Raw genomic sequence first — 14,376 nt, 5'->3', positions numbered from 1 at the left:
TAAATGGCAAGCGAAGAATATTCACAGGGCCAGAGGAGGACTCAAATGAAAAAACTATTTGATACTCTCTCCAAAACTCTCTTCCTGTACAATTTCAGCATCCGCAGCCGGCTCATCCTCTACTTTCTCTTTCTTGTCCTTCTCCCGACGACTATCATCTCTATTACCGTTTACAATAAATCGGCGGATATCATCACCCGTAATGTCAATACATCGATTGAGAACAATCTTAATCTTGTACAGGATAATCTCGCACAGCGTTTCGAGAGCGCCAACAATTCCATGGTCTCCCTTTACCTCAATACCGAATTCGCAGATTTGATCTCTTCCAACCGGCCCACCGACAGCACCGGCATTATCAATGAGTTGGCTGCCCTGAACAAAATGCTGGAGAACTTCCCTGCAAACGGGACCTCGGGAAGCAGCTTCGTCCCTATGCTGTATATGCTGAACCGCCCGGAATATACCCAATACAACTTCTCCAGACGGGTCTTTAATATCGACCAGATCTCACTGAAGCCATGGTATCTCGGCATACCGGCCAGATCCGATTTCACAGTGGTCGGCCTAAGCTCGCTGGACTCCCGGTTTACGCTTAAATTCGCCAAACGTCTGTTTGGCATACGGCATGCCCAGCTGCCTTATGTCGGGCTGCTCACCATTGATATTCCCGTGACGGAATTCAGCACATTGCTGGAGCACTATAAGCCAACGACGGGCAGCAGAATTTATATTGCTGACCAGACTGGAACCATTGCCATCAGCCCTGAGGAGACCCTGATCGGGCAGAACATCAGCACACAGGATTATTACGGTAAAATGGCTGCCGAACCCGCAGACCCCGACATCTTTCATTCCTTCGATCATGTGATTCAGGGCGAGAATATGCTCGTGAGCTACAAAAAAATAAAAGCCACCGGCTGGACCATTCTTTCCATCTCGCCCATAAGTGAACTGAATGGAGAATTGGCCTCGTTCCGGCGGGTGATGTATGTCGTCATCGGCATATGCATGCTGGTATCCCTGATGATGGCCCTGCTGCTGTCGGAGAACATCTCTGCTCCTATACGCAAATTCATCCAGTCGATGTCACATGCCGAAAGCGGGAATTTCAACATCATCATCCGCTACCGGCGCAAGGACGAATTTTCCTATCTGTTCAACCGTTATAACAAGCTGCTGCAGCAAATCAAAGCACTGATCGACAAGCTCTATGTCACTGAACTGCGTAAGAAAGAGGCCGAACTAAAGACATTGCAGGCCCAGATCAATCCCCATTTTCTTTATAACACCCTGGATTCGATCAACTGGCTGGCCATCAATCATGATGTCCCCGAGATCAGCCATATGGTGACCTCCTTATCCGACTTCTTCAGGTACAGCCTCAGTAAGGGGAGGAATATTATCCCGCTGCGGGATGAACTGAAGCAGGTGGAGAGCTATCTGGAAATCCAGCAATTCCGCTTTCAGGATAAACTCGCCTATGAGCTGGAGAAAGCCGACCCCCGGCTGCTGGAGGAATGTCTCGTGGTGAAACTAAGTATCCAGCCGCTCGTGGAGAATGCGATTATTCATGGGATCCAGCAGCGGCGGGGGAAGGGTACAATCCGCATAAGAGTGGACTCTTCCCATGATATCCTTTGCATATCGGTTTTTGACGATGGCGTAGGGGCGGACCCGGAGAGGCTGAACCAGCTGCTTACCGATCAGCAAGGTAACCAGTCATATGGCATCCGCAATGTGCATATGAGAATCCAGCAGTTTTTTGGCGAGTCCTACGGCATCCGTTACTATGCCAACACCGAAGATCAGGCAGGCCTGCTGGCTGTGATCCGGTTTCCGGTCGTTACTACTTGGGATGAGGTGTTTGAAGATGTTGACGATGATCATAGCGGATGACGAGCCGTTTATCCGCCGCAGTCTGATCCACGGGTTCAAGTGGCAGGAGGAGTTCGGGCTTGAGGTCATCGGTGAGGCGGCAGACGGCGAGGAGGCCTATGAATTATGTATGAAGCATACTCCGGATATTCTGTTCACCGATATTATGATGCCCTTTCTGAACGGCCTTCAGGTCGCCGAGAAGCTGAAGGCCGCCGGTTGTCTAACCAAAATCATCATCATTAGCGGCGCGCAGGATTTCTCCTATGCCCAAAGTGCGATGAAGGTTAATGCCGAAGGTTATATTCTAAAGCCGGTTAAACTCGGTGAAGTCAAAGACATCTTTCATAAAGTCATTGCCCGGATTCACCACGAAAGAGATAACCAGCTGAATTTGAATCAGTTGAAGAAGCAGCTGCACGACAATATGCCGCTGATCCGCGAGAAATTCCTGCAGAACCTGATTGCCGGACTATACCGCAATGAAGGGGAGATTTGGGAGAAGGTCGACTATTTCGCCCTTCCTTTTAAACGAAATGACCCACTGTCGGTAGGTGTATTGCAGCTTGACGATTACGGGGCGGCAGTAGACAAATTCACGGAGGAGTATAAGCAGCTGCTCTATTTCTCCATCCAGAATATTATGAGCGAATGCCTGAATAGCCACCCCTGCGGAATCGGATTTGTAGCCAGCGAGAATGAGTTTATTATGATCTTTTGTCCGGGGGAGGAGCCTGCATCAGACTCCATCTCAAGCCTCTGCGAGCAGATTATCGCCAGTATCAAAGAGTATCTGCGTCTTGACGCCTCGATTGGCATCGGCAGAACCTGTAGGCTCGCCGGACAAATCGAGAACTCCTATAAAGATGCGTTGGCCGCGCTGGCTTACAAATTTTATACCGGCCATGCTTCCATTCTCCATATCAAGGATATTCAGCCGGATACGGAAACGCTGCAGAGCACTTTTTTTTATAAATTCCATGCCCAGCTGATGAATGAGCTCAAAGCAGGCCATACGGACAAAGTAATGGAGCTGCTGGAAACCCTGTTCACCATGCTTGAAGGGCCCAAGCTGCAAATCGGTTATGTACAGAGCATCTGTGCGGAGATCATCTTCACTTCTGCAAGAGCCCTGTATGAAATTGATGAGGAAATCGAACGGGTGCTGAATGACCGGATTACCATCATGGATACACTCTATATCCAGAAAAATATTGCCGGACTCAAAAGCTACATGCTCTCTCTTTTTCATGATTTAAGCGCATATGTGGCAGGCAAAAACACCTCAAAGAACAGCAGAGCCATCAACAAAATCCGGAGTATCGTGCAGGAAGGGTATGCCCAGGAGCTATCCATCTCCAGGATTGCAGAGGAGGTCTTTCTGACCCCCAACTATATCAGCCTGATCTTCAAAAAAGAAACCGGTGAAACGATCACGGACTATATCACCAAAATCCGCATGGGCAAAGCCAAAGAGCTGCTGCAGACTACAGATCTGAAAGTGATGGAAATTTCCGAAAGGGTGGGCTATGAGAACCCCCATTATTTCAGCACCGTGTTCAAGAAAACCGTGGGCGTCCACCCGCTCAAATACCGGTCTGACCAGGAAGAGATGCCGTAATCCGGCTATTTATAAATATAGGATTTCACACCTATCCTGGAAAAAATGGTGTTTCTGGCACCCTTGTTCTCCGGCGTAGGGACAGCCGCCCTCATCGCTAATCCACTAATATAGGCAAAGTTGGGATGCAGCGCCTCGTCGGTAAAATAAGCAGAAGTCCGGCTTCCCGGCACTCTGTGCCGGTTGAGTGCGGCAATCATTTGCGCCGAGCTTTTGATGCCCAGCCCATGCCCGTAGTAGCGGTCATCGCCAAGCATGATCGCATTCTCCCCCTGCCATTCCGGCTTATCCGGGTTATGGTCGGGATTCTTGAAATAGACCACATCTCCTGGCAGCATATCAGACTTCTCGAAGGTAGTAATCATCTGCAGATTGCTGTCATAATTCCAGTCCCACAGGAAGATGTCTCCGAAATGCCGGTCAAAGGCGGCGTCCCCGATCGCCCCGATCGTCGCTTTATAAAGAATCATCACCATAGCCATCGCGCATTCGAATGCATAGAGAGATCCGTTCTCAAAAATATCATTGATTGCCGCCGAGGGTGCGGCACCTTCCTTCAACTGAAATCCGCCGTTGTCCGTACGGGTCCAATACCTTGGATTGCAGCGGGAGTTCTTAAAGTTGGAAAATTCAGTTCCGCCGGCATTCATGGATTCCGCCGCCGCGATAATTCCCGCCCGCATGCTCCGTTCAAACGACGGATCCCCGGGTCCATATCCAATCCCCATTCTGCTCTGCCCCTTTCATCTTAAGTTCACAAAATATAGGTTATTGTACGTGTCGGGACTTCGGTTGGTGCAGAGCAGCTGAAATTTATCGAGATAAACTTCAGGCGCTTTATTCGGAGCTGCCGGCTTCCTCCAGAAACCAGCGGTTCACCCGTGCGGTCTCTTCGGTCAGGATATCCAGATAGATGGAGGTCCGGTAATCGGTCTCCTTGAGGCTTTTGCCCGTAATCTCGGCGATCCGGTTCAGCCGGTACATTAATGTGTTGGTATGGATATGCAGAAATGCGGCGGACGCCTTCAAATTGCCGTTGAACGACAAGTAGACGGTGATCGTTTTCAGAAAATCGCTTTTGTGTTCACGGTCATGCTCCTTCAGCGGATACAGCAGTGCGCTTCGGCGGGTCATGCTGCGTTTCTGCTCCATAATGGCCGGAATATACGCCCAGAAGCCGATTTCCTCATACAGCAGCAGCTCGCGGGCATGATAGGGCAGCAGCTTTTTAAGCTCCAGAATGGACAGGGCCTCCCGGTAGGCGACAGCAGCAAGGGTATACTCCCGGTATCCCGGACTGCAGCCTGCCGCTAGCGTACAGCTTTCGCTTTTGCCCATATCGCGGATCAGCTTGTGCACGAATGAAGCCAGCCTCTCTGTCCCTTCTACCGGAAAAAGAAACGAAAACAAAATAATCAGCCGGTTCTGCTCCGACGTCAATAACAGCAGGCGCTGCCCGGCATAGGTGTCCATCATCTGGCGAAACCTCAACAGAAAATGCCCGTCGATCACCCGGTTGCTCTCCAGCACGCCGATATAGTAGCTTTCCGGCAACAGGATCGCCCCGTTCTCCGCTTCCTGACGGATGCGCGGCTCATTTTCATAATGCGAGGTCAGCAGCTTCCAGAAGAAATCTTCATGTGTCTTGTCCTGCTTCATCTTCCATCCGCGCTGCTTCAGCAGATAACGCCCGGCGATGCCGGCGGCCTTCTCCACAATGCTCTCCGCATGGCCTGAGGCCAGATTGCCCCGGTCCACAACCCAGATATAACCGAGGATTTCCTGCTGGTGTCTGATGCACATGGCAAGCCGGGGCCCCAGCCCAACCTCCATAACCGCCGGAATGCGGATTGGATGTGCGGCGTTCTCCAGCTGATGCATTACGCCCTTTTTTCGAAGGCCAATAATGACTGTATTCGGAACACGTTTGCCGATGATGGTGGAGATGCGGGCCGGGTCGCTTTCAAACTCATGGGAGCTGTAGCCGATGACATGGTGGTTGCTGTCTTCAATCGTTACCTGCGACTGAAGGGACTCGCTGAGGGTATCCGCCAGGGATTCCATGCTGTCAAAAAAACGGTCAAATATTGGCTCTGAATCTGTCATATTCCCACCCCAACCTGAAGAATAGCCGAATTTGCGCTATAGAGTGATTACATTATAGTACTCCGAGCAGCGGCTGACTATAGGATGATGAAAGAAAACCTAACATCTCCCAACAAAAACAGCCCGGTAATTTCACCGGACTGCTTAAGATTGACCTTTTGCTCTTTTTTCGGTTCTATATTAGATCAGAGTGAACTTTTGTTCTAATGCTTTCTCTACCGTGAAGTACTCTTCCCCGAGTGCTTCCGCTACAGCTTGGCAGGTGATCTTTCCATTGGCCACGTTGACACCGCTCTTCAGACCGGCATCGTCCTCAATCGCCTGGAATACCCCTTTATTGGCAATTTGCAGCGCATAAGGAACTGTAACATTGGTTAATGCAATCGTTGAGGTTTTGGCTACAGCGCCCGGCATATTCGCTACCGAATAGTGCAGTACACCATATTTCTCAAATACCGGATTATCATGTGTGGTGACCCGGTCGATGGTTTCAACGATACCGCCCTGGTCAATCGCCACGTCAACAATGACCGAGCCCGGCTTCATCGACTTAACCATTTCTTCAGTGACCAGCTTCGGAGCTTTCGCACCCGGGATCAGCACTGCACCAACCAGCAAATCCGCTTCAGCAACCGCCTTGGCAATGTTGTAAGGATTGGAGATTAGCGTATTAATCTGTGCGCCGAAGATATCGTCCAGCTGGCGGAGTCTGTCTGCGCTGAGGTCAACAATCGTCACTTCCGCGCCCAGGCCAATCGCCATTTTGGCTGCATTTGTGCCGACTACCCCACCGCCGATAATGCTGACCTTGCCTCTGCTGACGCCGGGAACACCTGAGAGCAGAATGCCTTGTCCGCCGTAGTTCTTTTGCAGAAATTGTGCCCCGAGCTGCACGGACATCCGTCCGGCCACTTCACTCATTGGCGTAAGCAGCGGCAAGGTACGCTCATGGACAACTGTCTCATAGCCGATGGCGAAGACGCCTCTTTCTTTCAATGCGGCGGCGAGGGACGGTTCCGGGGCAAGGTGCAGATAGGTGAAAAGGATGAGACCCGGGCGGAAGTAGCCATATTCGCTTTCCAGCGGTTCTTTCACCTTCATCACCATTTCGGCGTCTGCCCATACGGCAGAAGCTTCGGCGATCAGCTCCGCTCCGGCGGAAGCATAGTCTTCATTCAGAAATCCGCTGCCTGCTCCGGCTCCGGCTTCCACCAGTACTTTATGTCCTTCGGCTACCAGGCTGACTACTCCGGCAGGGGTAATGGCTACGCGGTTCTCATTGTTTTTGATCTCTTTGGGTACACCAATAATCATCGTTAATCGCTCCCGTCTTATGTGTTTCTCTTATGTAAAGAATTATAACATGTGATTTCTCGAGACAATTTGGTGAAAAATAAAAACTTTATCTGCCATGATTGTGTTTTTACACAATGAAGGTGATGGACATCCGTTGATCATTTTACCAAAGCATTGGTGTATATAGCAAACCAGTGAATCCCGCGCACAAAAAAAGACACCAGCTCAGGTGTCTTTCGTACTAAATTATTTTGTTAAGAAGATGGGTAACATGCCGGTCATAGGAAGGATTTAAGAGAAAATCATATCTAATGTTATGTTTAATAACATGATTTACTTAGATAATACAGCCAGTACCGTTTCCAGTACAACATTCACCCCTTTTTCGCAATCTTCATAGGAAGTAAGTTCTTCTTCACAGTGGCTTTTCCCGTTCACGCTGGGCACAAAAATCATTGCCGATGGCAGAAACCCGGCCACAAACTGCGCGTCATGCCCTGCTCCGCTGGCCATCTTTTTACTGCTGTAACCCAGTCTCGATGCTGCCTGCTGAGTCAAAGCACAGATCTCCGGATCGAACCACACAGTATCGCGGCCCCACAGCTTGGTCTTGGACACCGAACACTCCAGCAGCTCTTCGGGCAGGCCGCCTATGATATGCTCAACTTCACGTACAATATCCATATCCTTATGTCTAGCCTCGACGGTAAAAATCACCTTATTAGGAATCACCGTATGAATATTAGGCAGCACGTTCATTCTGCCCATCGTATAAACTAACTCCGAATCCAGCACACCCAGCTTGCTCCGCAGCTCTGCAATCAGGCCGGTGGCGGCAAACAAGGCATCCTTGCGCATATCCATCGGCGTAGTTCCGGCGTGATCCGATTCACCCGTCACTTCAATCTCATAGCAGGCCATGCCTACGACACAGTCAACCAGGCCAATGGCGAGATTTTCTCGCTCCAGCACAGGTCCCTGCTCGATATGCAGCTCCAGATATGCAGTTGCTTCCTTGATCCGGTTCGCAGCCTCTCCCGCATAGCCGCTCGCTTCCAATGCCTCTCCAAAGGTCGTCCCTTCCGGGTCCTTTTTCTTCAGCATTTCCGTCTTGCCGAACTTCCCGGACAATACGCCGGACGCCATCATCGAAGGCTCGAAGCGCGCACCCTCCTCATTGGTGAAATTCATCACCGTCACCGGCAGCCGGGGCTTGATGTCATGGTCAACCAGAGTGCGTACCACTTCCAGGCCGGCTATGACGCCAAGCACACCATCGAAGCGTCCGCCCTTCTTGACCGTGTCCAGATGTGAGCCAATCACCACAGGCGGCCCTGCTTCCGTTCCTGCAAGCGTGGCGTACATGTTGCCCATATCATCCACTTTGACCGGCATACCCAGCTCTTCACAACACGCAGCGAAGTAATTCCGCACCTTCACATCCTGCTCCGACAACGACAACCGGGTAACTCCGTTATTGTCCGTACGCCCAAAATCGGCAAAGGCCTCAATCGTATTCTTCAATCTCTCACCGTTCACGAATATTTGCTTAAGCTGCATGGGCCTATCCCTCCATTTTGAACGCATACTTATACAGATACATTGCTTTCTATATATGTTATACCATTGCGTCAGATTGTCATTTTACACACTGTAATAATTATTTTTCTGAATTGTTCACGATGTGTTACAACGCCGCTAAGGAAGTCTGTTAAAATATGAGCTGTCAGCAAGGAAGACGGGCTGGCCAACCATTGTGAAAGGGGAGTAATTTTATGAACACCATTTTGCGCAGCGGCTCAGCACAGGCTGAGATCAGCACCCTCGGAGCGGAGCTTGTCAGCTTCACCAGAAAAGACACAGGCACTGAATATATATGGAGCGGCGATGCCGCCTATTGGACAGGCCGTTCTCCAGTGTTGTTCCCGATTATCGGCGCTGTCCGTAACGGAGAGATCAAGGTTGGTGGACAAGCGTATAAGCTTGCCAATCACGGCTTTGCCAGACGCAGCGAATTTACAGTCGTTGAAGCGGACGAGTCCCGTGCGGTCTTCCTTCTCACCAGCAGCGAGCATACCCTGTCCAGCTATCCGTTTAAGTTCAACCTGTATATTACATATACGCTGAACGATAGCACTCTTAAGCTGGATTACCGGGTGGAGAACATTGACGGAGGGAACATTTGCTTCCAGCTCGGCACGCATCCTGCATTTAACTGCCCGCTGGATGAGAACGGAAGCTTCAGCGACTATGTGCTCGAGTTCTCCGAGTCCGAAAACCTCGACCGGGAGTTCCTGAATGACGGCGGACTTCGGATCAGCGGTAAATCGGAGCCTGTGCTGAGGGAAGAGCGCAGCCTTCCATTATCCCATGAAATGTTCAAGGACGGCGCGCTTATTTTCCAGAATGTAACCTCCCGGCAGATCTCGCTGAAAAGCAGACTTACCGGAAAAAGCGTTGCTGTATCCTTCGAAGGCTTCCCGGATCTCGGCATCTGGCAGCCGCTGAATGCACCTTTTGTCTGCATCGAGCCTTGGCAGGGATTCGCAGACAGCGATGTCTTCGAGGGCGAGCTTTCGGAAAAAGAAGGTATTATCACCCTGTCGCCAGGAGAACATTTCGCCAGCTCACTGACGATAGAAATTAATTAATACCTGCATGCTTCATAACAGCTTTCCGTATTTCCAGCGAGAAATAGAAGGATATTTTATAGCGTGAAGCATATAAATTTTTAAAAAAAGAAGGCCGTTAGCCCACTGATGGGCTACGGCCTTCTTCGTACTTATATGCTTTTATTGACTAAGCGTTTCTCCACCTTCAATCCGCACTGTGAACGTGTGGTTATTGGAAGCTTCCTCAATTTCAGCATAAGCCCAGTGTGTCGTTGGGACGTCGGGCCAGCTTGGTGTGGTGACACCATATAACGGTCCGCGTCCGAACAGTCGATTGACAACCTTTACAGCTTCAGCGCGTGTCAGGCTACCGGTTGGACGGTACGTACCGTCCTTATAGCCGTTAAGGATGCCGGCCTTGCTTGCGGCCTCAATTTCTCTGGCGGCCCAGTGGCTAGCCGTATCCTTGAACCCGCCGGATGTAATAGCCGCAGTATCCAGCTTCTTATATCTTGATGCAACGGCCGCTATCTCTCCGCGGCTGATAGGAGCATCCGGGAGGAACAGGCCTTTATCGTTACCCTGCATCAACCCTGCCTCCTTGACGAATTGAATCGCCCCCTTCGCCCAGTGACTATCCTTCACATCCGGGTAAGTGGAAGCAGCTGGCGCAGCGGATGCGTCATAGCCAAGGTTTCTCGCCAGAATCGCGGCCATTTCCGCACGGGTAATGGAATGGTTCGGCTTGAAGGTTCCATCTGTAAAGCCGTTGATGAAGGCTTTGTGTTGGTTCAGCTGCTGCTGTTGTTGCTGCTGCGCTGCCTCTGTTGCCGCCAAATACTGCTCCCAGCCTTCCATGTTCAGAATGGTGAAGGTACTGAATTTGTTCACCTCGAACTGTAAGCCAAGTTCGCCGGATTTGTAATCAACAACCTTCGCCTTCTTCAGTTCCTTATCGCCATCACTATGCTCGATAAAGATGACCAGATTGGACAGGAATTCTTCTCTTTCCGAGAGATTGGCTGGCAGCTGCACGTCACGCAGAGGGAGCGTTAATGTAACCGGTCTACTCTGCATATTGGTCTCGATCGTCATCGGACGGGCGACAACATCAATTTGTTTGTCAGCTGCGATTTCTCTGACAATCCGCTCGATTCTTGCCCGGTCTTCCACCTCTTTGCGCAACGTCTGGTCTTTAATCGGCACTACATGAAAATATAAATCTTCAGTGAAATTATCCAGTGATAATTGTGATATGAGAATTCTTACGTTCTCCGTGAAGATCTCCATGTTCACGTTGGAGCCGCCGAGCGTCTTAATCGCATCTTTAGGAACATTTACATTAATATCCGCAACCTGATCCTTCTCATCAGGGATCATAATCCGGGCCGTATTATCCAAGGATCCGGCAATTTTCCGGACAACCTCCTCCACCCGATCCGTGGTGAAGTTGACTACATCATGCAGGATTCCACTTGAATCCTGCGTGCGTTGGATAACCGTTTCAGCCAGCACTGAACCTTGACCCAGTTGTCCCGATTCTACCTTCACAGTTATCCGCTCTGTCGACGCTGTCGCAATTGGTGCGGCTGGTACCGCCGGTTCAGCTGTCGGCGTAGCCGGTGTCGGCGTGGCCGGTGTCGGCGTGGCCGGTGTCGGCGTAGCCGGTGTCGGCGTGGCCGGTGTCGGCGTGGCCGGTGTCGGCGTAGCCGGTGTCGGCGTAGCCGGTGTCGGCGTGGCCGGTGTTGGCGTAGCCGGTGTCGGCGTGGCCGGTGTCGGCGTGGCCGGTGTTGGCGTAGCCGGTGTCGGCGTGGCCGGTGTCGGCGTAGCCGGTGTCGGCGTGGCCGGTGTTGGCGTAGCCGGTGTCGGCGTGGCCGTCGGTTCTGCCGTTGGCGTAGCCGTCGGCTCTGCTGTTGGCGTCGCTGTCGGTTCTGCCGTTGGCGTCGCTGTCGGTTCTGCCGTTGGCGTTGCTGTTGGCGTTGGTGTAGCTACAGGCTGGGCCTTAATAACTTTAACTGTGTATATCTTTACAGTCCCATCCTCAGCAGTGACCTGAATATCAAATACGTTGTCCCCTTCAATCAGATGATCTAGAGAGGCCCCGTCTCTTCCAGTGATTTGGCTTTTCGCCTTTCCATCAGCCACTATCGGACTCAAGACGATGGAGTTCACATCATTTCCTACCTCTACCGTATAATCGGAAACGGCAGGATCAAAGGCCGGGTCCAAAGCTCCGACATCTACACCGATACTCCCCAAAGTAGCATCGGACGAACGTGATTGTCGGGTGATTTCCACCTTGTACACAGTTTCTGTCTTTCCATCCTGAGCTGTAACCTTCAGGTTTACGATGTTCAGCCCTTCCACCAGCGAAATAGGCATCGGACTATCTGCCGTAACACCATTTACGGTTATCCGTGCATCCATGTCCCCTTTGGCAGCATCCAGTTCAACCCGATCCACTTCATAGGGTACCGGCAAGAAGTACTTGAAGACTTCTGCGGAGAACTGGGGATTCAGAGCTTCTGTTCCTCTTGCAGAGCTGACGGTCAAATCAGTAAGAGAGGAATCCTTTGGCAGAACGGCACGATTCACAGTAACGGAATAGGTTTTTTTAGTGCTGGCATCACCAGCCGTAACCTCTACTGTAATTTGATTCGTGCCCTCATCCAGTGCTACGCGGTCGCCTGTTACGCCGGTAGAGGTTCCATTCTTCTTTAAGATGTAGGTTGCCAGCTCATTATTAGTCCTAATTAAAAAATCGGCGTCGCTTACATTGTTGTCCACATTGACCGAATAATCACTGATGCCTGCCTGGAAAACCGGTGTTAATTCGCCGGGGAAAATCGCCATATTCAGCAGAGTTGCATCTTTACTTGGATTTCGCACCAGATTAATGGTGTATACCTGCATGCTTCCGTCTTGAGCTGTGACCTTAACTTCAATAACATTCAAACCTGTGGTCAGAGGCACAGCGTTCAGGTCTTCGATCCAAACCCCATTCACAAATACAGAGGTGCTTGCATTTGCATCATCAACAACTGCACTTAGCTTAGCTACAGAAACTTCGTCCTCGACCGTGCCGCTATAATTGAAAGTACCCGGAATGGATGTAAGGGTAATCGCATTATCCGTTAAGTCAGTCATCGTCAACTCGAGCAAATTCGCATTCGACGAAGCTGCACGGACGATAGTTACCGTGTATTCCTTGGTAGTAACTTTATCAGCCGCTGTAACAACTACTGTAACTACATTTCCTCCTACCCCCAAAGGAATAGGCACTCCTCCTGCCGACTCCAGCCCATTGATGGTATAGGTTGCCTGTTCATCACTTGTAGTTGCTGCAACTGCCATGCTGGTAACATTGTTCGGCACATACTCATAATAGGTCGAGGTTCCGCGGTCGAAACCTCCAGATAATGTTGTGCCGGACAAAGTGATATTGGTCAAATCCGCATCGGAGGAAGCTTCACGGACAATCGTCAATACATAATTTTTTGACGTTATCCCATCCTGAGCCTTGACCAAAATATTGAATTCGTTGACACCAACCCGTAGATTTACCAGTCTTGGCTGAGCATTCGCCGCTACATTCCCACTCAGGCTGATCTCTGCGTTTGCATCCTCAGGAGTAGGAGTAATCGTAAGCTGAGAGACACTGTTAGCCACGGTCACACCATACCCGGTTTGATTTTTGTCAAAAGAAGGATCGACTCCTCCTTCTGAAAGGACCAAACTGGACAGATCGGCATTGGAAGAAGCCTTTCTGATAATATTTACAAGGGTTGTTTTTACACGGACACCGCTCTGTGAAGTAACCACGATCTCAACCGTGTTCAGACCCACATTTAAGTTCTTAGTATAAGCAGTATCATCAATATGAATATTGCCGTCCACTACGAGGCTTGCCGCAGCATCCAGAAGCTTCGGAGTAAGCTCCAGCGAGGATACCTCATTAGCAACCTCAACCGAATATCCCGTTTCGTTGTTATTAAAGACAGGCGACAACGTTCCCGAAGAGACGGTCAAACCCGAAAGATCTGCCACATCCGAAGGTGCACGCAGAATAACCAGACTGTAAGACTTCTTCGTCACTCCATCCTGTGCCGTTACCTCGATCAAGTACTTGTTATTTCCTGCTGCAAGACCCGTAATGAGAAAAGGTGTACCGCTCGGGTGATCCACGCCATTCACCTTAATGCTTGCACCGAATGCGGCTGCCGGAGTGAATTCCGCAGTCGTTACTGCGTTTGCGACTTCCATTGCGTAGTCCGCCTGATTGGTATTGAAGACTGGCGAAGGTCCGCCCGGGGAAGCGGTCAGATTAGTCAGAGAAGCATCCCCCAACAGCTTTCTCACAATCACAACCTCATAGGTTTTCTTTGTTTTTCCGTCCTCTGACGTTACTACAACGGAAATCAGATTCTTCCCGTAGGCCAAGCTGACATTCCCAGTAGCATCAACAGATTCCGTAGAACCAATAGCTCCACCGTTTAATGTCGCTGTAGAGAACAGATTCGACTTTTTCAGTTCCACTTTAACCGAACTTACATCATTTTCGACGGTAGCGGTATAGTTGGACGTATTACTGCTGTAGCTTGGGGACAGCGCAATAGCTTGCCCGCCGCTGGACAAAGCCAGTCCATTCACTGCAGCCAGATTGGCATCATTTCCTGGATAACGGATGATATCAAGCTGATATTCCTTGAAATTAGATGAGAATTTATCGGCTACCTTAATCTTTATGGGCTTATATACACCCACAATCAGGCCGCTGACAGTAAACGTAGGGTAGGAGCCTGCTACCGTCACGCCAGATCCATTGTCTGCGTACGCTGTTACATTTACATCAGCAGGATTCAC

Annotated in this window: 8 protein-coding genes; 3 read left to right on the top strand and 5 right to left on the bottom strand. The window is 50.4% G+C overall.

What is annotated here, in order from left to right:
- Nucleotides 1-45 precede the first annotated feature (45 nt).
- A complete protein-coding gene (locus tag NST07_RS01355; RefSeq protein WP_342480939.1) occupies nt 46-1,899 on the top strand; it encodes a sensor histidine kinase in 1,854 nt (617 codons plus the stop codon).
- Nucleotides 1,874-3,499: a response regulator gene (locus NST07_RS01350; protein WP_341377043.1), complete on the top strand. Its 1,626-nt coding sequence runs from the start codon at nt 1,874-1,876 to the stop codon at nt 3,497-3,499. The genes NST07_RS01355 and NST07_RS01350 overlap by 26 nt, the downstream gene beginning before the upstream one ends.
- 5 nt (nt 3,500-3,504) lie before the next feature.
- Here the strand turns inward: NST07_RS01350 and NST07_RS01345 are convergent, their stop codons facing one another.
- The 4 genes from NST07_RS01345 to NST07_RS01330 all read right to left on the bottom strand — a co-directional run bounded on the left by NST07_RS01345 (nt 3,505) and on the right by NST07_RS01330 (nt 8,461).
- Nucleotides 3,505-4,227, bottom strand: a complete 723-nt coding sequence (locus NST07_RS01345) for a protein-glutamine gamma-glutamyltransferase (RefSeq protein ID WP_341089237.1) — start codon at nt 4,225-4,227, stop codon at nt 3,505-3,507.
- A 109-nt stretch (nt 4,228-4,336) separates the two neighbouring features.
- Complete coding sequence (locus tag NST07_RS01340) at nt 4,337-5,605, bottom strand: helix-turn-helix domain-containing protein (protein ID WP_342480938.1); 1,269 nt, start codon at nt 5,603-5,605, stop codon at nt 4,337-4,339.
- A gap of 180 nt (nt 5,606-5,785) precedes the next feature.
- Entirely contained in the window at nt 5,786-6,919 is a 1,134-nt protein-coding gene (gene ald / locus NST07_RS01335; RefSeq protein ID WP_341089235.1) for an alanine dehydrogenase, read from the bottom strand.
- Between the two features lie 315 nt (nt 6,920-7,234).
- Nucleotides 7,235-8,461 carry a Zn-dependent hydrolase gene (locus NST07_RS01330; RefSeq protein WP_341089233.1) on the bottom strand — a complete coding sequence of 409 codons (1,227 nt, stop codon included), beginning with the start codon at nt 8,459-8,461 and terminating at the stop codon, nt 7,235-7,237.
- A 215-nt stretch (nt 8,462-8,676) separates the two neighbouring features.
- Between NST07_RS01330 and NST07_RS01325 the strand changes: the two genes are divergently transcribed.
- Entirely contained in the window at nt 8,677-9,552 is an 876-nt protein-coding gene (locus NST07_RS01325; protein WP_341089232.1) for an aldose 1-epimerase family protein, read from the top strand.
- A gap of 141 nt (nt 9,553-9,693) precedes the next feature.
- Here NST07_RS01325 and NST07_RS01320 read toward each other — a convergent pair whose 3' ends face one another.
- Nucleotides 9,694-14,376, bottom strand: a complete 4,683-nt coding sequence (locus tag NST07_RS01320; RefSeq protein WP_342480937.1) for a cadherin-like beta sandwich domain-containing protein — start codon at nt 14,374-14,376, stop codon at nt 9,694-9,696.

The sequence above is a fragment of the Paenibacillus sp. FSL L8-0340 genome (genome assembly GCF_038593145.1).
In the GTDB taxonomy this organism is placed as follows: domain Bacteria; phylum Bacillota; class Bacilli; order Paenibacillales; family Paenibacillaceae; genus Paenibacillus_AQ.
Note: the sequence above shows the minus strand (reverse complement) of the source record. Positions and strands in the feature narration are given on the sequence as shown.